Below are 20,891 nucleotides of genomic sequence, written 5' to 3' on the forward strand. Positions count from 1 at the left end.
ACTAATTAACCTTCCGGGCCTTTAATTTGTATCTATTCGATAGCCTCAAAGACGTTGCCCAAGAATACCTAACAGAGCCTCAAATTGAGGCTCTGCGTCAATCTTATGTGGTAGCGAGAGACGCCCATGAAGGGCAAACCCGCTCAAGCGGTGAACCATACATAATCCACCCTGTAGCGGTTTCAAGAATCCTGGCAGAAATGCGTCTGGATATCGAAACCCTGCAAGCAGCCTTACTTCATGACGTCATCGAAGACTGTGATGTCACTAAAGAAGACCTTGAGGCTAAATTTGGCAATACTGTTGCTGAATTGGTAGATGGTGTATCTAAGCTGGATAAGCTTAAATTTCGTGATCGCAAAGAAGCGCAAGCAGAGAACTTCCGCAAGATGGTTCTCGCCATGGTGCAAGACATCCGCGTTATCTTGATCAAATTAGCTGACCGTACTCACAACATGCGTACGCTTGGGGCACTTCGTCCTGACAAAAAGCGTCGTATTGCTCGTGAAACCCTAGAGATCTACTCTCCACTGGCTCACCGTCTTGGTATTCATAACATCAAGACCGAACTAGAAGAGTTGGGCTTTGAAGCCCTCTACCCTAACCGTTATCGCGTACTTAAAAACGTAGTGAAAGCTGCGCGTGGTAACCGTAAGGAAATGATCCAACGTATCCATAGCGAAATCGAAGGCCGTCTTGAAGAAGTCGGTTTGCCTGCTCGCGTACTTGGTCGTGAAAAGAACCTGTTCTCCATCTATAACAAGATGAAAACCAAAGAACAACGCTTCCACACCATTATGGACATCTACGCTTTCCGCGTGGTGGTTGATACCCCAGATACTTGTTATCGCGTACTTGGCCAGGCTCACAGCCTGTACAAGCCTCGTCCTGGCCGCATGAAAGATTACATTGCGGTACCAAAAGCCAACGGCTACCAATCTCTGCACACCTCAATGATCGGCCCTCACGGGGTGCCCGTTGAGGTTCAGATTCGTACTGAAGATATGGATCAAATGGCAGACAAAGGTGTCGCAGCGCACTGGTCTTACAAAGGCAATGGGGCACGTAGTAGCAACGGCACGACCGCACAGGTTAAAGCACAACGTTGGATGCAGAGCTTACTTGAGCTGCAACAAAGCGCAGGTAACTCATTCGAATTCATTGAAAACGTTAAGTCTGATCTGTTCCCTGATGAGATCTTTGTGTTCACGCCGAAAGGTCGCATTGTCGAACTTCCTGCGGGCGCAACAGCGGTCGATTTTGCTTACGCGGTACATACCGATGTCGGCAACATGTGTGTAGGTGCTCGTGTAGACATGAACCCTTACCCACTGAGCAAATCGCTGAAGAATGGCCAAACCATTGAGATCATCAGTGCTCCGGGCGCACGCCCGAATGCAGCATGGCTCAACTACGTGGTGACATCGCGTGCACGTACTAAGATCCGTCAGGTTCTGAAAACGATGCGTCGTGAAGAGTCGATCACGCTAGGCCGTCGTCTACTGAATCATGCACTTGGCGAACACTCTATTGGCGATATCGGCCAAGAGAATATCGACCACGTATTGTCTGATCTTCGCCTAGACAATGTTGAAGATTTACTGGCATCGATTGGTCTTGGTGAGCTGATGAGTATCGTTATTGCTCGTCGTCTACTGGGTGATGCTGACGAACTGACTGAAGTGGAAAACAACAGCGACACACCAAGGAAGAAATTGGCTATCCGTGGTGCTGAAGGTCTACTACTGACGTTCGCTAACTGTTGTCACCCAATTCCAGATGATCACATCATTGCCCATGTATCGCCAGGTCGTGGCCTTGTGGTTCACCGTGAAACGTGTCCAAACGTTCGTGGTTACCAGAAAGAACCAGACAAATACATGGCGGTTGAATGGTCTGACGATTACGACCAAGAGTTCACTGCTGAACTTCAGGTTGATCTGCAGAATCACCAAGGTGCACTGGCTGAGTTAACTAACGTTATCTCGAAAACAGGCTCGAACATTCACGGTATTTCAACTGAAGAACGTGATGGACGCCTGTACACAGTGACTATCTTGCTGACCACCAAAGATCGTGTTCATCTTGCAAGTATTATGAAAAAGCTACGTGTGATGCCACACGCGCTGAAAGTAAGACGTCGTAAGAACTAACGTTTAAACTTGATAATAGTTTTGCCAAGAATTTAAATCCCCTTAATGCTTTATCGCTTAAGGGGATTTTTATAACCGTAATCCTAGTATTTACCGCGCTCCCTCCCATTCCTGCCTGTACAAAAATCCAGTAAAATGCTTGAATAGATCATCTCTCTTACGTTTATGAGCCTTGTTATGTCACAGCTTTTATCTGCTATCCCTCTCAACTCTTTATCTGGAGTCGGCGCTAAAGTCGCAGAGAAACTGGAAAAGGTTGGGCTTAACAACGTACAAGATCTGCTTTTTCACCTCCCTTTGCGCTATGAAGATAGAACACGTATCTACCCTATCGTAAAACTGCACGCGGGCTTATGGGCTGCAGTGCAAGGCAAGGTCATGCATGTCGATACCATTTTCGGTAAACGTAAGATGTTGGCGGTAAAGATCAGCGATGGTAACGGCACTATTACCCTACGCTTTTTCAACTTCACCGCAGGTATGAAGAACAACTTTGCTGAAGGCAAACAAGTGCATGCCTACGGTGAGATCAAGCGCGGTAACATGGGGCTGGAGATTGTCCATCCCGACTACAAATTCTTTGCGCCTAGGCAACAGCCAGATGTTGAAGCCAATCTGACTCCAGTGTATCCAACCACGGAGGGGCTAAGACAAGTCACGCTGCGTAACCTCACCGACCAAGCATTAGAACTGATCGACAAAGCCGCGGTGAATGAGCTGCTACCATCAGGTTTATACGATCACCAAATTACCCTCGCGCAAGCACTGCATACCATTCACAGGCCACCTCCAGGCATTAACCTAGAGTTGTTTGATGAAGGTAAACACCCTGCGCAGCTACGCCTGATTATGGAAGAGTTACTGGCTCAAAACCTGTCGATGTTGTCTGTTCGTAGCAAAGGGCAGCAAGACAAGGCAATGCCTTTTCCTCCGGTGAACACCCTCAAAGATAAACTGTTAGCTCAGCTGCCATTCTCGCCAACCAACGCACAAGCACGAGTAACCAAAGAGATCGAAGCTGACCTTGAAAAGCCGCACCCTATGATGCGTTTAGTGCAAGGTGATGTGGGCTCTGGTAAAACCTTAGTGGCTGCACTCGCGGCTGTTCGCGCACTCGAACACGGTCAGCAAGTGGCACTGATGGCACCAACTGAACTACTCGCAGAACAGCACGCGATTAACTTTGCCAACTGGTTTGAGGCGATGGGCATTCAAGTTGGGTGGCTAGCAGGTAAACTCAAAGGCAAGGCTCGCGAAACCGAGCTCGTTCGTATTGCTAGTGGTGAAGCACAAATGGTGGTCGGTACTCATGCTTTGTTCCAAGAACATGTCGAGTTCAAAAACCTTGGTTTAGTGATCATCGATGAGCAGCACCGATTTGGCGTCCACCAGCGATTAGAGCTGCGTGAGAAAGGTGCAAAGCAAGGTTATTACCCACACCAATTAGTCATGACGGCAACACCGATTCCACGAACGTTAGCGATGACGGCCTATGCCGACCTCGAAACCTCAATTATTGATGAGTTGCCACCGGGTCGAACACCAATTCAAACCGTGGCGATTCCTGATACCAAGCGGGATGACATTGTCGAACGTGTGAAAAATGCGTGTCTTAATGAAGGCAAACAAGCCTATTGGGTATGTACGCTGATTGATGAGTCCGAAGTATTAGAAGCTCAAGCTGCGGCTGATACTGCTGAAGAGCTGCAACGCAAACTGCCTGACGTCAAAATTGGTCTCGTGCACGGCCGAATGAAGCCAGCCGAGAAGCAAGCAGTAATGCAGGAATTCAAAGAGAACAAACTGCATTTGTTGGTCGCGACTACCGTGATTGAAGTCGGTGTGGATGTGCCTAATTCAAGCTTAATGATCATCGAGAACCCAGAGCGTCTTGGCCTAGCACAACTGCACCAACTAAGAGGCCGTGTCGGCCGTGGTTCGGTCGCAAGCCATTGTGTATTGCTGTATCACTCACCACTGTCTAAAACCGCTCAGAAACGCTTAGGTGTGCTACGTGAAAGTAACGATGGCTTTGTCATTGCACAGCGAGATTTAGAAATTCGAGGGCCCGGTGAGCTGCTTGGCACTAAGCAGACGGGCTTGGCAGACTTTAAGATTGCTGACTTGGTACGAGACCAACGTTTGATCCCTGAAGTGCAGCGTATTGCGCGTCATATTCACGATAGCTACCCAGATAACGCCAAGGCGATCATCAACCGCTGGCTAGGCGAGCGCGATGTTTACTCCAAGGCTTAGCTAACGCTGAGACTGCATAAAAAGACAAAAAGGCTTCCCTTCTAGGAAGCCTTTTTACTGTGCCTTACTCTCATCAAGCAAGAGCGAGATTCCCTATTCGCTCGTTCCTCACGATAGAGAATGACGATCAAAGTAAACTTTCACCATCAAAGTCCATGGTTAGCAATTCGTCATCCCCGAGAGGGAAAAGTGACCGAGTCAGGGATCTCTAAGCCGAAACCCAACCGACTCGCCAAACCATTAAACTGAACTTACGGCTTAACAGGGAAACTGATCTGCGCTTTTAAGCCACCTTCACTACGATTATTCACGACTACCGCACCTTGGTGTTGGCTGACAATACGTTTCACAATAGCCAAGCCTAAACCGGTCCCTTCACTGCCTCGGGCAGTATCGCCACGCGTGAACGGTTCAAACAACTTCCCGATCTGGTCCTGTGGGATACCTGGTCCATTATCTTCCACCGTTACCCAAGCAAGTTTGTTATCCGCTGTCATGCCGGTCGATACCTTGACCCAACCATTACCATAACGCAGCGCATTGACTACCAAGTTACTCACCGCACGCTTCATCGCAATTGGGTTACCAAGCGCGGGCTTCATTGATTCAGGAATATCCGTTTCAATCTGTACTTCGTATCCACCTTCAGAGCTAGAAACCTCACGAGCAATATCGTCAACAAACACCGCTTGAAATGAATCTCGATCAACGGGTTTTAAATAATCCATAAACTGACTGATGATCTCGTTACACTCTTCGGTATCACTGATGATGCCTTCCGCTAAGTAACTGTCTTCTGGCGACATCATCTCTGTTGCCAAGCGAATACGCGTTAACGGAGTACGTAAATCATGACTGATACCTGCCATCAACAAAGCGCGGTCTTCTTCGAGTTCTTGGATACCTTTCGACATCTGATTAAAGGCTCGGGTTACTGAACGAATCTCTTGCGCACCTTGTACTGGCAGGGGTGGTGGAATATCACCTCGCCCGACACCTTGCGCGGCTTTCTCCAGCGCAATCAACGGACGGTTTTGCAATCGGATAAACAGCCAACCACCTGCGACAATCAACAGCGCCATGATCAGACTGTTACGAAACAGTGGTGCAAAATCCTCTTCTTGCAGCTCTGATAACGGAATACGAATTAAAGAGTTGGGTAACTGCGCAATGTCCATCCACAGTACATAACTCTCTTTCCCCAAGATCAGCCGCACTTCGGTTTCAGAACCCAGCTCTTTGGTCATCTCCTCGCTCATCAAGTCAATCGCAACGGCGTGGTAATACTCACCCGCCGCTTCACTGTTTTTCGCGTGAACAGTTACCCCTAACTGCTCAAGTACACGCTGACGTAATGGCGCATCAATTTCGATATCCATGTCAGTGCCTTGGTCCAACACAAGGTTTAACTCATGAGCCAAAATCTTATTAAACTGCTGCAAACTCGGCATTAATGCGTAGTTGAACACTGCGTAATAAGAAAATATTTGGCTAGCAACCAACAAGGTTAAGAAGAGCACTATCGACTGAGTAAAGGAACTACGTATGCGCATAGGAGACCTAAAGTGAGGGGTGATAAAATGTTTTATATGGCTATGACTATAACCCTAAACCCTTGTGCTGAATACAAAACGGGCCATCACATATTAATGAGATGACCCGTAAATATAGAATTCTGATTCACAGAACCGATGAAGCTGATATAGAGCTTACAAAACCGGCTTAGACTGCTTTGCCATCTGGAACGAATACGTAACCCAAGCCCCACACCGTTTGGATATAACGAGGTTTACTTGGATCTTCTTCCACTAGACGACGCAGACGAGAAATCTGAACATCGATAGAACGTTCCATCGCTGAATACTCACGGCCGCGCGCCATGTTCATCAACTTATCGCGAGACATTGGCTCACGCGCGTTAGTCACTAGTGACTTAAGAACCGCAAATTCACCTGAGGTAAGAGGCATCGGATCTTCACCGCGGAACATCTCACGCGTACCTAGATTTAAGCGGAATTCACCAAACTCAACCACAGATTCTTCTGTGCTTGGTGCGCCCGGCGCTTCAATCACTTGGCGACGCATTACCGCTTTGATACGAGCAAGCAGTTCACGTGGGTTAAATGGTTTTGGCAGGTAATCATCCGCACCCACTTCCAAGCCCACAATGCGATCCACTTCATCCCCCTTTGCTGTCAGCATAAGGATAGGTAGCGAGTTGTTTGCGTTTCTTAGACGACGACAGATCGAAAGACCATCTTCGCCCGGCAACATTAAATCCAATACCATCAAGTGAAAATTTTCACGGGTTAACAGGCGGTCCATCTGCTCACTGTTTGCCACGCTACGCACTTGAAAGCCTTGCTCTGACAGATAGCGTTCTAACAGTGCACGTAAACGAGCATCGTCATCGACCACTAAAATTTTGTAGTTTTCTTGCATGTAATGGTTCCACCTATTAAAGCTTAAACCTGAGGTTAAGCATTCTTGGTAAATTGTATAAGACATTAAAAATGTAACATTATTGAGGAAAAAGTCGCCTAAATAATTGTTAACGTATGTTGCCTTTCTATATATTCTATCTTAGATCATCATTTCATTAAGTCAGATTTATGAAAACCAAACTTATCACCCGAGAAGGTTATAACAAGCTCAAAGCAGAACATGACCACTTATGGCACGAGAAACGTCCTGAAATTACTAAGATAGTCACTTGGGCTGCAAGCCTTGGAGATCGTTCAGAAAACGCAGATTACACCTTCAATAAGCGTTTGCTTCGTCAAATTGATCGCCGAGTGCGTTTCCTACGCAAGTTCTTACCTGATGTAACTATCGTTGATTACTCGCCGCAACAAGAAGGTAAGGTATTTTTCGGTGCTTGGGTGGAAATTGAGAATGATGATGGGGAAATTAAGAAGTTTCGTATTGTCGGCCCTGAAGAGATCTACGGCGATGCTAAAGGCTATATCTCTATCGACTCACCTATGGCTAGAGCTCTGCTTAAAAAGGAAGTCGACGATGAGTTCGAGGTGAAGACCCCGGAAGGCATAAAAGAATGGTTTATCAATTCAATTCACTACACAGATAACGCTTAGAACTGACTAGACAAGCGCAGTTAACTGGCCATAACAGCCCGAAACTGGCAAAAACCAAATTCCAGATAAAAGAAAACCCCGCAAGGCTTTCGCCTAGCGGGGTTAAGTCTCTATCGCAGCAATCCGGCTACTGTTTATCTCTTCGAGATAAGGTGCTCCCTGCATCTTTCCTTGATAGTGGCTAAATCCTTTAACCAATTTCCTTTTTGTTCATCGCCATCCTAGCGGTGTCCATTCTAGCCTGTCATCCTGACTGGCGAATCTCATCCAGAGATTATCACTTCCTTGCTGACCACTCATCCTAAGTAATCAAATCTTCATCCTGAAGATACCTAGTCCATTAGGCTTTTTCCTGTTCCTGCCAACTCCCTGTCGACAAGTTAAATATTACGGTAATTGAGCGAGTTTCCTAGACTGTCCCAAAAAACATTTCAGGTGAGAAATACGCCCACAAACACACAAACAAATAAAATCAGTAACTTAGATTTATTTTAAGACGATTTCATCGGTTTAAAGTGACTTAGTCGCACACCACGTGTAAGAGATCTCGCACAAAGCGGGTATCACAAACGGAAATTTGGCTTCTGACAGGATAATTACACAGCCAAAGCTAGAAAAAGCGTACGCTAACCCCCATGTATTTGTCATGATATTAAATAAGAGATTCATCGGATGAGCCAAGCTATCTGTCGACTGATTGCTGAAGAACTGAATGTTCGTTCAGAGCAAGTCACCGCCGCAGTAAACCTAATTGACGACGGTAACACCGTTCCCTTTATTGCCCGCTACCGTAAAGAAGTCACGGGTGGCTTAGACGATACCCAACTACGTAACCTTGATAGCCGCCTTTCATACCTTCGCGAGCTCGACGATCGTCGCCAAACGATTCTTAAGTCGATTCAAGATCAAGGTAAGCTCACGCCAGAGTTAGAGCGGGATATCACTCAAGCCGACAGTAAGACGCGCCTAGAAGATCTATACCTGCCATACAAACCAAAGCGTCGTACCAAAGGTCAGATCGCGATTGAAGCGGGCCTAGAACCCCTAGCCGATACGCTATGGAATGAACCACAGCACGATCCTGAAACTGAAGCCGCTAACTTCATCAGCAGCGATAAAGGCATCGCCGATACTAAAGCCGCACTCGATGGTGCACGTGCGATCATCATGGAACGCATTGCTGAAGATGCAAACCTGCTTGAGAAAATTCGCCAACACCTAAACCGCAATGCTGAGCTAGTGGCTCGTGTCGTTACGGGGAAAGAACATGAAGGCGAGAAATTCAAAGACTATTTTGAACACAACGAAACACTCAACAAAGTGCCTTCTCACCGTGCGCTTGCTATGTTGCGAGGTCGAAATGAAGGCTTCCTAACGCTGGCAATGAATGCAGACCCAGAGCAAGAAGAAGGTGTACGTGGTTCTTACTGCGAGAACATCATCTCTGATCACTATGGCATTACTCTAAGCAGCGCACCTGCAGATGCATGGCGTAAGCAAGTGATTAGCTGGGCATGGCGCATCAAGGTTTCTATGCACATGGAAACCGAATTGATGGGTGCGATGAAAGAGCGTGCAGAGATCGAAGCGATTGAAGTATTCGCAACTAACCTTAAAGACCTGCTGATGGCAGCGCCGGCTGGACCTCGTGCAACCTTGGGCTTGGATCCGGGTTTACGTACCGGTTCGAAAATCGCGGTGGTAGATTCAACCGGTAAAGTTCTGGCGACAGAAACCATTTACCCTCACCCGCCTCAAAAACAATACGACAAATCTGCGCACGTTGTTGAGCAAATGGTTCGTAAATACAATGTTGATTTAATTGCGATTGGTAACGGTACGGCTTCACGCGAAACCGACAGCTTTGTTGCTGATGTAATTAAGCGTAGCAACCTAACAGCACAAAAAATCATTGTCAGCGAAGCCGGCGCATCGGTTTACTCTGCTTCTGAGCTAGCGGCAAAAGAATTCCCGAACATGGATGTATCGATTCGTGGTGCGGTATCTATTGCGCGTCGTCTGCAAGATCCACTGGCAGAGCTGGTGAAGATTGACCCTAAATCGATCGGTGTGGGCCAATACCAACATGATGTTAGCCAAACTATGCTCGCTAAGCGCCTAGATGCGATTGTCGAAGACTGTGTAAACGCGGTTGGTGTTGATGTGAATACCGCTTCTGCTGCGCTTCTAACTCGTGTTGCTGGTCTTTCTAACACCATCGCTCAGAACATCGTAGATTACCGCGATGAAAATGGTCGCTTTGAAGCGCGTACTACGCTGAAGAAAGTTGCTCGTTTAGGGCCAAAAGCCTTTGAACAGTGTGCTGGCTTCCTACGTATTATGGATGGTAAGAATCCACTAGACGCATCTTCGGTTCACCCAGAAGCTTACCCATTGGTGAAAGCCATCGCCGAGAAAAACCACAAAGACATCAAATCTCTGGTCGGCAATACAGATTTCTTACGAGGTTTACATGCGATTGATTACACCAACGAAAGCTTTGGTGTACCCACAGTAACCGACATTATTAAAGAGCTGGATAAACCGGGTCGAGATCCTCGTCCTGAGTTCAAGACTGCGACCTTCGCTGATGGCGTGAATAGCATGTCTGACTTAGAACCTGGCATGATCTTAGAAGGTGTGGTTTCAAACGTGGCAAACTTTGGTGCGTTCGTGGATATTGGCGTACACCAAGACGGCTTGGTGCACATTTCAGCACTGACCGATCGTTTTGTTTCTGATCCGCGTGAAGTGGTAAAAGCCGGTGACATCGTGAAAGTGAAGGTAATGGAAGTTGATGTTCAACGTAAACGTATTGCGCTAAGCATGCGCATGAAAGATGAGCCTGGACAAGACAACCGTGCACAGCGCTCAAGCGCGCCTCGCACGCAAAACCGCCCGAACCAAAATTCACAAGGCGGACAACGCCGTCGCGAAGAGCCGCAACAAAACGCTGCGATGGGTGGTGCGTTCGCTGCTGCTTTTGCAAAAGCGAAAAAGTAATCCGTTAGCTCATCTGAAAAGCTGATTCGCCTAAAACAAAAAACCTGCATCCCTTAGGGTATGCAGGTTTTTATTATGTGTTCAAAAAAGACATCGAAGTTTGGCAGGGTCATAAGTTTTCGACTTACAACACGACCAGCATCTCTGATGGAGCATGAGGCGCAACAGCATGACCATAATGATATTTTATGACCTTACGTCGTTTCTCCATCTGTCCCTCTTGAATCGCCGCATCTAAAACATGCTTTGGCAGGCGAAAACGCATGGTATAGCCCTTTCCTTGATCAGCACTGTATGTTCTCAGTGCCAATAAGCTGAATAACCTCTCAAAAGGATCTTGTGGCTCTTCTTGGCTAATCGAATTGGCCTCTGACTCGTTCTCCATTTCATAACCAGGATGGTCTGAAGGATCCCAAGCCGACTGCTGCCTTCGCTTATCGTCCGATTTTACCTTTCGCTCTGCATTGGTTTTCGCCAATGCTACGGCAGGAGCTACGGGTTCTCGAACTCTATTATCACGCGCAACTTGCTCTGTTTGCACATTAACGGATGGAGCGATCAGTGGCACACTCACTGCAGTTGCAGGTGACACAATCATCGCGAACTCTCCTCAAGAATCGCCCATCGTTATTGCTACAACGCTGTTGTACTGTGAGTCAGCACAACAGGCATAGCCCAACTTATCGCAATCCACTCTGGAGAGAGTGAGGTCTGAGTATCATGCAATGCCTTGGTGTTATACCAATCGTAGTGAATAACTGCTCATCCTAGCTTGTTAAAATGCTCGATAACGGCGTTAGAACTTTTGATTGTAGAATAACTACTTATCAAAACTACTTGTCAAAAAAAAGCTGCCTTGTTCTCAAGCCTTTTTCCTACGCTATTTTTGAACACTTACTTACTGTGATTGGTATTAGGTTATATATCGACCAAGCCAGCGATAAATTTAGCGATTATTTTTGCGCGAAGCTGACCAGTTCACTGCAAAAGGCATCGGCTTCTGTCATAAACGGCGCATGGGACGACTGTGTGAAGATGTATTGCTCGGTATCGGGTAGCGCATTTCCCAGATCTTTGGCCACTTTCACTGGCACCAATCCATCTAATCGACCGTATAAACGCAGCATAGGCACTGAAATCTCAGGGAGCTGTTCACGCAGGTCGACGTCCGACAGCATCTTTAGGCCCGCCAATAAAGAATCTGGATTCGGCAACGGACGTGAAAGCACTGCTTGCTTGAGCTGTTTTACATCTTGCCTTGCTGAAGGGCTGCCCATGGCTTGCAATGCCATAAAGCGTTCGATGGTGGTCTGAAAGTCTTCCACTAACTGTTCAGTGAAAGCCGTTAATACATTGGATTGAATACCTCGCCACAAAACAGGTTCTTTTGCAGCGGCGAATTTGGGAGAACTGGCGACCGTCACCAATTTGCTTACATAATCTGAATGATACAGAGCCATATGCGTCGCGACCAAGCCACCGAGTGACCAACCGACCCAAATAGCTTGCTTAGGGGCATCGGCCAACAGTTGCTGAGCTATCTCTTCAAGATCTTGAGCGTGGCAGTGAGAGCTGTGTCCATAACCCGGCAGATCGACAACATGAACTCGGAAATCAGACTCTAACGCAGTGACCGTTTGTTGCCATACCGCACCGTTCATTCCCCAACCGTGAACCAGAACCAAATCAGGACCTTGCCCTGAAACATGCCAATACAACGCGTCACTCATTCTCAATATTCCCTACTTTTTCCATCAGCGATAATCCGCGCTTTTCAGTATGGTGAGCAAAAGGAACACCCTAACCCAAAAGCATCACGAGCTATGTTATCTGATTGGCTACAAAAAAACACACCACGCCTGGTCACACCTCAATGCCACCTATGCAAGCTAGACAAACTCCCCAATGATACTCATCCTCGATGGTGTCAGTCTTGCCTCGATCTCTTTTGCCAACAGCCACGCTGCCAACGATGTGGGTTAAAAACACTACTCACAGTCGAGCAGTGTGGTCAATGCTTGTCTCAGCCTCCACCTTGGCATCATCTCTATTGTGTAGGTGACTACACCTTTCCAACGGCGCGTTATATCCAACAAATGAAATACGCCGATAAGTTCTGGTTCGCTCGCGATCTATCAAAATTGTTAGCGCCACATATTCAGCACCCAGCGCCTTTGATTACCGGTGTTCCCTTACATTGGACTCGATACCTTCATCGAGGTTTTAACCAAAGCCAGTTATTGGCACATTACACAGCTCAGGAGCTGAATGTTAAAAGTGCGGTTTTATTTCGTCGATCTCGCTCAACAGATTCGCAGCAAGGATTAACCAAATCAGCAAGGCAGAACAACCTGGAAGACGCTTTCACGCTGCGCAATACGAATTTTTCAACGAACGATGACTCTCACGTCGCGATAATTGATGATGTTGTAACCACAGGCAGTACAGTGTATCAATTATGCCAATTACTACTTGAAGTGGGCGTGAAAAGGATTGATATTTACTGCATCTGCCGCACTCCTGAGCCCTCTGGATAAAAGCTGTGGATCGCTACTTGTACAGCAATCCAACAAAAAAAGGGCTGAATTACAAATCTGACAGGAGTAGAATGGCGCTAATAACCTACAAATCTACTCAGGTATTCGTCGTGTCAAATATTACTATTACAGAAACAGCTCAAACTCACTTTGCCAATCTGCTGTCACAGCAGCCTGAAGGTACAAACATTCGTGTGTTCGTGGTAAATCCAGGCACACAAAACGCTGAGTGTGGTGTTTCTTACTGCCCAACAGATGCTATCGAAGCATCGGATACAAAGCTTTCTTTCGACGCATTCTCTGCATACGTTGATGAGCTAAGCCTGCCATTTCTAGACGAAGCTGAAATCGACTTCGTGACCGATAAAATGGGATCTCAGCTCACACTGAAAGCACCAAACGCTAAGATGCGTAAAGTTTCTGATGATGCACCACTTGTAGAACGCGTTGAATACGCAATTCAAACACAAGTTAACCCGCAACTTGCAGGCCACGGTGGTCACGTAAGCTTGGTAGAAATCACTGAAGATGGCGCTGCTATCGTTGCATTCGGCGGTGGCTGTAACGGTTGTTCTATGGTTGATGTAACGCTAAAAGAAGGCATCGAGAAAGAACTTCTTCAACAATTCGAAGGTGAACTGACTGCAGTTCGCGATGCCACTGAGCACGATCGCGGTGAGCACTCTTACTACTAATCACTCAATTAGTATGATTCAATGATTAAAAGGTTGATGCGCAAGCATCAACCTTTTTTGTTTTAAAAACGGCAAAAACACCCTCTATCCGTATATATCCCGTGCAATCACAATAATGACGGCGGCGTTACCATTTGCAGTAAGGTATTCAAGTGATCGCAATCGGTTCCTGATCTAATAAATCTAGGATATGAAAACTCGGATCTAGGAACTCAACGTCATTTCCCCTATATTAGAATGACTTTACAAGAAAGAACCTCAATGAGTTAAGGAGCGAGCGCAATGACAAAAAGGACCAAGCCAGAGATTTTGGCTCAGCAAACTGTCGCTCAATCAAAACTATTCTCTATCGAGTCTCTCGATTTACGCTTTTCAAACGGTGAAGAGCGCACTTACGAACGCATGAAGCCTAGTGGTCGCAATGCAGTAATGATGGTTCCGATTACTGAGCAAGGCGATATTCTATTAGTGCGTGAATACGCCGCGGGTACTGAGCGTTATGAATTAGGCTTTCCAAAAGGTCTCATTGACCCAGGAGAGCAGCCTAATGAAGCCGCCGTTCGCGAATTAAAAGAAGAGATAGGCTTTGGTGCCAACAAGCTTACCCCGCTAAAAGAAGTGATTCTCGCACCCTCTTACTTCTCTAGCAAAATGACGCTATTCATCGCAGAAGAGCTCTATCCAGAGAAATTAGAAGGTGATGAGCCTGAGCCGCTGGATATTGTTCGCTGGCCACTTGCTCAAGCTGAAGAGCTATTAACACATCTCGACTTCTGTGAGGCTCGCAGTATTACCGCCCTACTATTAACCCTTCGAGTCTTAAACAACAATTAGAACAAACAGGCTCGCTCGAAGAGTAAGAGAATATTTATGCCAATAACAAAAGATTTATCTCATCTCCTTCCCTCTGTCATTGAGATTGCTCGCTCTGCAGGGCAACTCATCTTAGAGATCTATGAGAAAAAAGATTACGAAGAGTTCACCAAAAGCGATGACACACCTGTCACCAGTGCCGATCTCGCCGCACATAAGCTGATCTCGAAAAAACTCACTGAACTCACACCTGATATTCCCGTTTTATCTGAAGAAGCCGCCGACATCAGCCTAGAGCAGCGTTCTCAATGGGATCGCTACTGGTTGGTTGACCCACTCGATGGCACGCAAGAATTCATCGCTCGAAGTGGCGACTTTGCAACAATCATCGCCTTAATTGAGCACAACAAGCCAGTAATGGGCGTGGTGTATGCGCCAGTTTCAGGGGTGAGCTATTACGCTTATAGCGGTAAAGGCGCTTGGAAAATTCCAGACCTCAACGACAGCGTGAAAATCAAAACGCATCATCACGAGCTACCAAACCAATCGATCGCGATGGCGATCAGTCGTCGTCAAGACATCAACCGCATCACTAGCCGTATGAGCTCAGCTTGGAACTATGACTTGGTTCCACTAGGTTCCGCTGCACTTAAGGCATGTTTAGTGGCGGAAGGCGCTGTGGACTGTTACCTAAGAATAGGCCCAACCGGCGAGTGGGATACCGCAGCAACGCAATGTATTGTTGAAGAAGCGGGAGGCCGAATCCTAAGCACTCAATTAGAGCCACTTTCTTATAACGAAAGAGAGACGCTTGAGAACCCGAACTTCATTGTTCTTGGTGATGCAGACTTACCTTGGGCTGAGATACTTCAGGGTAAAGATTAGCGTCTGTAACTTACCGATATTCAAACAAAATGGGCACCTCAGTGAGGTGCCCATTTTTTATATCTCGCGATTTAATAACCAAATTCACTCACCAACAGCGACTATCTCAGAAGTAGATACCGAGCTAAAATCGACCTTGGTAGGTAAATTGATACTTGCCTTGGTTATCTGGATTACCCAACCATTTAAGCTGATTTTGCATCGTTGGCGGGAATTCAACACCCGGTTTAAACCACGCTGCAGATGTGTAGCGCTGGTTAGGTGTTAGACTCGCTGAGAACTCACTGTCTACTTGAGTGCTCTTCTGAACGCCTTTGGCTGCAATTGTACTGTCTTCACAGCTGATGTCAGCAATCACAGGGCCGAGATCTAGCGCACCCACAGGAGAATCAACGGCAGCGCCAGACCAAGCAAGCGTGCCTTCGCCCGATTGGCACCAAGGTTGAGCATGAACCGCATGCTTAATCGTCAGTTCAACTTGTCCGCCAATAGCAACCGGGACTGGGATCACTGGTGCGTATTTCATCACGTTCATAGCAGGCATTGAAGCCACTAAGTTTTCGGCATACGCGCCGCTCATGCTGTACCCGACACGTCCTTTGCCTGATAAGTTCATATCGCTATTACGACCAAAACGAACCGCGAGCTCAGCTTTAGCCTGTAGGAGTTTAGAAAACTGGAAGTCCCACTGTACTGAGCCGTAATTAACACGCTGCCACACGATATTGTTAGCACTACCTTGCCAAACGGTACCTTCAACACCTTCGATACTTAAACCGCGTACCACAGGTGCATGTTTGAGAGCAAAAGAAGCCGGTAAGTGCAGCAACAAACTTACTGAGAAAAAAACGATAAAGATGCCGCTGAATAGCAGGCTGTATTTTAACGATATACCGCGTTTCACATTAACCTCGTTTAAACTGTAGTCGGTTGACATCAATAACCCCAGGGCTATCAGAGCGATCAATATCCATAAATTCAACCTCAACACCCTGCTTTTCTTTCAGGTATGTCAGCCAGTCTACGAACTTATTAAATGGCACCGGCTTTACCCACACTTGCAGCATCTCGCCACGTGGTTGTACACGGATCAGCTCGATGTTAAAACGACGCATAGAAGCGGGTACCGACTGGTTTAAAGGCTGGCTCGCACTGATGCCGCCGCTGCCTCTTAATTCAACCACTTCATTAGCTTTATTCGTAACCCAAGCCAGCAATTGCTTCTCACTTTGAATACGGCTCTGCGCTAGCTCAGCTCGTTGGCTAAGTGGTTGTATTAATCCCCAATAAACAATACCCAGTATCAATAAAATAGAACAACCAATGACTAATCGTTGTTCCCTCTGACTTATTGAAGTCCACCACGCTTGGAGTGGTTCAATCATATTTCTCATCACTGCTCTCCTTGCGTTGGTTATTGACGGGGTTTAAGAGTAAAACTGCCAAAGACAGCATCACCATTGCGATTTAGTGGGCCTTGTTCCACGGAAAATTTCTGTTCGAGTTTCTCTCTGGCAGTCTCAAAGTGCTGAAAATTCGAACTTTTCGCCTGCAGTCGAACCTCAGAGCGGTTACCGTCGTAACGAATACTTTCAACTTCGATCGATGTCACTTTGCCTAAGGTCTCTGGCAGCAGCGCTAACCAGCCGAGTAAGGAATCGCCCTCACCCGAGCCACCGTATTTCTTAGCTTCATCGTTCATTTGACGCTTGAGGTAACTCACGGTCGGAATGCGTTGCTTGCCTGGTAGTACGACTCTAAAGATACGTTCACTCTCCATGCGGTAAGCTTGTGCTTGCGCTTCGTATTGCTGAACCTTTAACACTTGTTGAGTCACAATCACGGCCACCAGCAAGCAAGCAGCAATCGCTACTTTCTGCCATACGCGCCAATATTTACTGAATGAAGATTTAGTTTTAAAGGTGCCAGTCAGTAAATTCACACTGCTTGCGATCGCTTGTTGGCTCAATAGAGACATCACCAACTCAGCAGGCTTAGCTTGCCAATTCACACCACTTTGCTGTTGAACATCGTCACTCGGCATCGCTGTATAGCTGAAGATAGTCGTAGGTTGTTCTGCATCGTCAGCAACCCAGTCACTTTGCAAAAACATCGGCAACCATGCTTCGCTGATCGATACCGCTTGATAGTGACCTTGGCGTTGAGAGTTACCTTGGCGTAACAGCCAATGTTGGTCTATCTGCAATGCACTAATGCCGTGCTCTTCCAAAGGCACAGCGAGTGTATCTGGCAAGACCTTGCGAAAGATAATATTGGCTTCACGAAACTTACCTAGCGCTTGTCTTAACCATTCATGCTCAACACCACATACCGTGGCATGAGTGGTATCTTTATCTAAAATGGTTAAGTGCAAGTCTTCGATATCTTGTGCCACTTCGTCTTCTAACAAAAATGGCAGCATAGAGTCGAACTGGCGAGCAGCACCTTTCGGGATCTCAACACGCTTAATTAAGCACTCATTTCCCGGCAATAAAGCAATACAACTGCGCTTTTCAGCGTAAGGTGTTAATTCACCAAGCTGTTCCCAGCTCGACAATTCACCACTTGCTATCACTTCTTGTTGGCTTGTCGACCAAACTAACCACTGCACAGGGCTTTGTGGTTCGCTACTCAGTCGAACGGTCAGAAACTCGCTCACTGATTCCTCCAAAACGACGGCGTACTACCGTCACTGTTTCTCGATTACTACTATAGAAAAGCGACCGTATACGTACACGTGACTGCTCAACTAATACCTCTGCATCTAGCTCAAAATAGGCGCTATCTACAGTTAAATATGCTTTCGCTTTCTTGCTAACTTCGGCACTCACACCGACAATGGCAGACTCCGCCATAAATGCATCTACCGTATCCCAACCATCAAATGGGCGTTTATCTATCAGCTGTTTAGCATCCGATTCACTTAAGCCCGGCGCGAACATCGCTTCCAATAAAGGCGCCTGATTTTCCGTGAGTGTATTCACATTCAATCGGAAGTCGTCGGTTGGTAAAGCGCAAACCAAAGGGCGAACTTTATTCATCACATCACCGGTAACCTGATACACCGCTCGTAGCTCCGATTCATCGGCCATTAAACCATTGGCCGCCAAATACGATGGCTTCATCGCTTCATAGGTGCTGTCTTCTACGCCAGACGAAGAAGTGGTTCGGGTATCAGCATCAACAAACTCCCAGCTTGAATTCGCGATAACCTCAGCCTGATAAGGGTCAATATCTTGGTTTTCCAATAAGGTTTGCCAAACTGTCACTAAATAAGGTGTTTGGTTACTTGAAGTTGTCGTAACACCCGCTAGCGCATTAAGATTAAAGCAAGCTTGCGCATCCACGATACGGCCTTTGACTTGCCCATAATCTAATGGATAGACCTGCTCCTCTAACGCCCATGGTTGGCTTAGATTCACAGTATCACTGTCTTTATAGCTTTGCCTAATACCGTCTTGTACAAGCGCTTCTACACCAATGCTATACCAGTAAGCTTGTTGGTAATTTAACTGATTACCAACGCGTTTGAATTGAGTAAACAGACGCTCAGACATACTGCCTGCAATGGTTGCCATGATTGCCAATAGCATCAAAATAACGATCAATGCTACACCGCGTTGTTTGCGCCCTATGACCGAACGTCTCTTAGCAGGACGATTGATTCGATTAGCCATTGCTGTCCTCACTACTTGAAGAGTCATCAGCTTGGTCTAACGTACCACTAGGCGTAAGATAAACACGTTCTATCTCACCATAATCTTTCAATGTTAGCTTGAGTCTTACCGCTTTAGGCAGAGACTTATCAGTTTGCCACTCTTTCCCCCAACGACTGCCGTCATAAAACTCGAACTCCAAGCTTTCGACATCATCAAGTAAGGGAGTCATCACGCCTTGCTGGCCTGCTGGTGTATCTGGGTAGCGCCACCATACTCGCTCAAGCGTTTCTTCTTTGATGCGGTAACCCACTTTAGTCACCTCACCTCGAGGGAACTGCTGCTGCGGGTTATGCCAACCCAAACGAGTAAACATGATGCCAACACTGTCGGAATCCAGTAAATACTCTTTCAATAAGATCAGCTTAGATGATGCTTCTTCACCATCGGTGCGAAATTGTCTCGCTGCCATCTGACGAAAATCATTATCTAAAATGACCAAGCTACGCTGTAATTGATTCAAGCGCGCACTGCGTTCAATTGAGATTTCATTACTTCGTTGAACTTGGTTTACCACTTGATAAGCCGCCATGCTTAACGTGGCAAAGATAGCGATCGAGACCAAAACTTCGATTAAGGTAAAGCCTCTCCCTTTCGAGGATAGTCTTTGTTTGCGTGACAGACACTTAGATGAAACCTTAGCTGATGGCTTGACCCTACTTAACGACATGCTTTTATTTGACGACATGCTCTTATTTGACAACATAGCTGCGCACCGTAACCACTGGAGAGGCCTTCTTACTGGTTGCCGCGCTGACATCAAACGCCTTTAACAAATCACCGCTAGTATCAATTGGCGTCACTTTCCAGAACCACTCTCTTCCTGCTAACTCTTGCGTGCCCTGCGCTTTTTTAAGCTTGTCAGGATGCAGCATGACGAGAGCCATTTGATTGTCTACTACCATAGCTGCGAAGGTTTTTTCTTCTAGATAGCTAAGGGTATTAATGTGCTGAGTGACGGCACGAATAACACTGATCGCTGCCGTTGCGAAAATAGCGAGCGCAACTAATACTTCAAGCAGGGTCATTCCTCGAGAACCAAGAGTCATACCACGAGAACGATAAGGAGAGCCGTTATTCCTCTTCATCTTCTTCTCCTGGCTCAAGCAATCGAATAACGCCATTATCCAACACTCGAATGCGCCAACCATCTTGTATGGTGTCACCTGTATTTGGATAAAACGACAGCACAAATGGTGTCATTTCAGCACTCGATAAGATGTAGATCTGTGGTGGCTTAGGCTTTTTTTCCTCTTCAAGATCAGCAAACATATCTTCATCAAACAGGCTTCCTGGATTGAATAACCGATCATCGTCTTCCCATGCGCCACCACCTAAGGTCAGTGACAATGCGAGATCTTCTGGTAATTCAGTTAAAGAGGGAATTTTTTCGAACTCAGTTTCTTGCCAGCCATCAGACTTCAAAGTCATCAGAACGTAAGTCGATTTCTTTTCATCAACACGAACACCAAAATCTAAGCCACTCAAAATAGTCTCTTCATTAAGCAACTGAATTCGTTGATAAAAGCTGTGGGCATACTTTTTGGCGACGTCTTTACTATTGGTAGGTATGGTCGCGATCACTGCGACCGCCGTTACTGACAGTAATACCAACACCAAAAGAATCTCAATCAAGGTGAAACCTGGCTGTGTTTGCTTAGTTTTCACCTTGTAGACTCCATCTGTTTACGTCCAACCATCAATAACGTTTCAAGCTCAATAACTTATCAACCAACAG

19 protein-coding genes are annotated in these 20,891 nt (G+C 46.6%); 8 read left to right on the plus strand and 11 right to left on the minus strand.

What is annotated here, in order from left to right; all coding sequences use genetic code 11:
* Positions 1–26: 26 nt before the first annotated feature.
* Together spoT and recG are read left to right on the plus strand one after the other, a co-directional pair.
* Positions 27–2,153, plus strand: coding sequence for a bifunctional GTP diphosphokinase/guanosine-3',5'-bis pyrophosphate 3'-pyrophosphohydrolase (gene spoT, locus ACFI6G_RS17475; RefSeq protein WP_010433627.1), 2,127 nt, complete (start codon positions 27–29; stop codon positions 2,151–2,153).
* A 177-nt stretch (positions 2,154–2,330) separates the two neighbouring features.
* Positions 2,331–4,409 (plus strand): ATP-dependent DNA helicase RecG, encoded by a 2,079-nt coding sequence (gene recG, locus ACFI6G_RS17480; RefSeq protein ID WP_102306034.1) that lies wholly within the window; start codon positions 2,331–2,333, stop codon positions 4,407–4,409.
* A 251-nt stretch (positions 4,410–4,660) separates the two neighbouring features.
* Here the strand turns inward: recG and envZ are convergent, their stop codons facing one another.
* Positions 4,661–5,962: a two-component system sensor histidine kinase EnvZ gene (envZ, locus tag ACFI6G_RS17485; RefSeq protein WP_010433621.1), complete on the minus strand. Its 1,302-nt coding sequence runs from the start codon at positions 5,960–5,962 to the stop codon at positions 4,661–4,663.
* 169 nt (positions 5,963–6,131) lie between these two features.
* Positions 6,132–6,851: an osmolarity response regulator transcription factor OmpR gene (gene ompR / locus ACFI6G_RS17490; protein ID WP_010433618.1), complete on the minus strand. Its 720-nt coding sequence runs from the start codon at positions 6,849–6,851 to the stop codon at positions 6,132–6,134.
* Between the two features lie 170 nt (positions 6,852–7,021).
* Here ompR and greB point away from each other — a divergent pair, with 170 nt between their 5' ends.
* Both greB and ACFI6G_RS17500 read left to right on the plus strand, forming a co-directional pair.
* Positions 7,022–7,504 carry a transcription elongation factor GreB gene (gene greB / locus ACFI6G_RS17495; protein WP_010433615.1) on the plus strand — a complete coding sequence of 161 codons (483 nt, stop codon included), beginning with the start codon at positions 7,022–7,024 and terminating at the stop codon, positions 7,502–7,504.
* A gap of 672 nt (positions 7,505–8,176) precedes the next feature.
* Positions 8,177–10,507, plus strand: coding sequence for a Tex family protein (locus ACFI6G_RS17500; RefSeq protein WP_010433612.1), 2,331 nt, complete (start codon positions 8,177–8,179; stop codon positions 10,505–10,507).
* A gap of 124 nt (positions 10,508–10,631) precedes the next feature.
* Here ACFI6G_RS17500 and ACFI6G_RS17505 read toward each other — a convergent pair whose 3' ends face one another.
* Together ACFI6G_RS17505 and bioH are read right to left on the minus strand one after the other, a co-directional pair.
* Positions 10,632–11,105: a hypothetical protein gene (locus ACFI6G_RS17505; protein ID WP_010433611.1), complete on the minus strand. Its 474-nt coding sequence runs from the start codon at positions 11,103–11,105 to the stop codon at positions 10,632–10,634.
* A gap of 355 nt (positions 11,106–11,460) precedes the next feature.
* On the minus strand, positions 11,461–12,237 hold the full coding sequence (gene bioH / locus ACFI6G_RS17510; protein ID WP_016784078.1) for a pimeloyl-ACP methyl ester esterase BioH: 777 nt from the start codon (positions 12,235–12,237) through the stop codon (positions 11,461–11,463).
* A gap of 93 nt (positions 12,238–12,330) precedes the next feature.
* Between bioH and ACFI6G_RS17515 the strand changes: the two genes are divergently transcribed.
* The 4 genes from ACFI6G_RS17515 to cysQ all read left to right on the plus strand — a co-directional run bounded on the left by ACFI6G_RS17515 (position 12,331) and on the right by cysQ (position 15,437).
* Entirely contained in the window at positions 12,331–13,044 is a 714-nt protein-coding gene (locus tag ACFI6G_RS17515; protein ID WP_016801014.1) for a ComF family protein, read from the plus strand.
* Between the two features lie 110 nt (positions 13,045–13,154).
* Positions 13,155–13,739: a Fe-S biogenesis protein NfuA gene (gene nfuA / locus ACFI6G_RS17520; RefSeq protein ID WP_010433605.1), complete on the plus strand. Its 585-nt coding sequence runs from the start codon at positions 13,155–13,157 to the stop codon at positions 13,737–13,739.
* Between the two features lie 282 nt (positions 13,740–14,021).
* Positions 14,022–14,573 (plus strand): ADP compounds hydrolase NudE, encoded by a 552-nt coding sequence (nudE, locus tag ACFI6G_RS17525; RefSeq protein ID WP_010433602.1) that lies wholly within the window; start codon positions 14,022–14,024, stop codon positions 14,571–14,573.
* Positions 14,574–14,609: 36 nt separating this feature from the next.
* Positions 14,610–15,437, plus strand: coding sequence for a 3'(2'),5'-bisphosphate nucleotidase CysQ (cysQ, locus tag ACFI6G_RS17530; RefSeq protein ID WP_010433599.1), 828 nt, complete (start codon positions 14,610–14,612; stop codon positions 15,435–15,437).
* Between the two features lie 124 nt (positions 15,438–15,561).
* Here the strand turns inward: cysQ and ACFI6G_RS17535 are convergent, their stop codons facing one another.
* Genes ACFI6G_RS17535 through ACFI6G_RS17565 form a run of 7 tightly spaced genes read right to left on the minus strand, consistent with a single transcriptional unit; the run spans position 15,562 to position 20,821 of the window.
* Entirely contained in the window at positions 15,562–16,341 is a 780-nt protein-coding gene (locus ACFI6G_RS17535) for a type II secretion system protein N (protein WP_010433596.1), read from the minus strand.
* 1 nt (position 16,342) lies between these two features.
* The gene (locus ACFI6G_RS17540) at positions 16,343–16,831 is read right to left on the minus strand and encodes a type II secretion system protein M (protein WP_016768269.1); all 489 of its coding nucleotides are present in this window, start codon (positions 16,829–16,831) and stop codon (positions 16,343–16,345) included.
* A 20-nt stretch (positions 16,832–16,851) separates the two neighbouring features.
* Positions 16,852–18,096, minus strand: coding sequence for a type II secretion system protein GspL (gspL, locus tag ACFI6G_RS17545; protein WP_016798446.1), 1,245 nt, complete (start codon positions 18,094–18,096; stop codon positions 16,852–16,854).
* Positions 18,065–19,114, minus strand: coding sequence for a type II secretion system minor pseudopilin GspK (gene gspK, locus ACFI6G_RS17550; protein WP_010433573.1), 1,050 nt, complete (start codon positions 19,112–19,114; stop codon positions 18,065–18,067). Before gspK ends, gspL begins: the two co-directional genes overlap by 32 nt.
* Complete coding sequence (gene gspJ / locus ACFI6G_RS17555; RefSeq protein WP_010433570.1) at positions 19,107–19,859, minus strand: type II secretion system minor pseudopilin GspJ; 753 nt, start codon at positions 19,857–19,859, stop codon at positions 19,107–19,109. The genes gspK and gspJ overlap by 8 nt, the downstream gene beginning before the upstream one ends.
* Positions 19,846–20,241, minus strand: a complete 396-nt coding sequence (gspI, locus tag ACFI6G_RS17560; protein ID WP_010433567.1) for a type II secretion system minor pseudopilin GspI — start codon at positions 20,239–20,241, stop codon at positions 19,846–19,848. The genes gspJ and gspI overlap by 14 nt, the downstream gene beginning before the upstream one ends.
* Positions 20,228–20,821: a prepilin-type N-terminal cleavage/methylation domain-containing protein gene (locus tag ACFI6G_RS17565; protein WP_462710379.1), complete on the minus strand. Its 594-nt coding sequence runs from the start codon at positions 20,819–20,821 to the stop codon at positions 20,228–20,230. The genes gspI and ACFI6G_RS17565 overlap by 14 nt, the downstream gene beginning before the upstream one ends.
* Positions 20,822–20,891 lie beyond the last annotated feature (70 nt).

Source organism: Vibrio sp. PSi01 (assembly GCF_054960695.1).

What these genes read in the sequence shown, in the direction of transcription:
- bioH (WP_016784078.1), bottom strand. Translation starts at nt 12,237, where the DNA reads ATGAGTGACGCGTTGTATTGGCATGTTTCAGGGCAAGGTCCTGATTTG.
- greB (WP_010433615.1), top strand. Translation starts at nt 7,022, where the DNA reads ATGAAAACCAAACTTATCACCCGAGAAGGTTATAACAAGCTCAAAGCA.
- ompR (WP_010433618.1), bottom strand. Translation starts at nt 6,851, where the DNA reads ATGCAAGAAAACTACAAAATTTTAGTGGTCGATGACGATGCTCGTTTA.
- ACFI6G_RS17515 (WP_016801014.1), top strand. Translation starts at nt 12,331, where the DNA reads ATGTTATCTGATTGGCTACAAAAAAACACACCACGCCTGGTCACACCT.
- ACFI6G_RS17540 (WP_016768269.1), bottom strand. Translation starts at nt 16,831, where the DNA reads ATGAGAAATATGATTGAACCACTCCAAGCGTGGTGGACTTCAATAAGT.
- ACFI6G_RS17500 (WP_010433612.1), top strand. Translation starts at nt 8,177, where the DNA reads ATGAGCCAAGCTATCTGTCGACTGATTGCTGAAGAACTGAATGTTCGT.
- gspK (WP_010433573.1), bottom strand. Translation starts at nt 19,114, where the DNA reads ATGGCTAATCGAATCAATCGTCCTGCTAAGAGACGTTCGGTCATAGGG.
- cysQ (WP_010433599.1), top strand. Translation starts at nt 14,610, where the DNA reads ATGCCAATAACAAAAGATTTATCTCATCTCCTTCCCTCTGTCATTGAG.
- ACFI6G_RS17505 (WP_010433611.1), bottom strand. Translation starts at nt 11,105, where the DNA reads ATGATTGTGTCACCTGCAACTGCAGTGAGTGTGCCACTGATCGCTCCA.
- envZ (WP_010433621.1), bottom strand. Translation starts at nt 5,962, where the DNA reads ATGCGCATACGTAGTTCCTTTACTCAGTCGATAGTGCTCTTCTTAACC.
- gspJ (WP_010433570.1), bottom strand. Translation starts at nt 19,859, where the DNA reads ATGTTGTCAAATAAGAGCATGTCGTCAAATAAAAGCATGTCGTTAAGT.
- gspI (WP_010433567.1), bottom strand. Translation starts at nt 20,241, where the DNA reads ATGAAGAGGAATAACGGCTCTCCTTATCGTTCTCGTGGTATGACTCTT.
- recG (WP_102306034.1), top strand. Translation starts at nt 2,331, where the DNA reads ATGTCACAGCTTTTATCTGCTATCCCTCTCAACTCTTTATCTGGAGTC.
- nudE (WP_010433602.1), top strand. Translation starts at nt 14,022, where the DNA reads ATGACAAAAAGGACCAAGCCAGAGATTTTGGCTCAGCAAACTGTCGCT.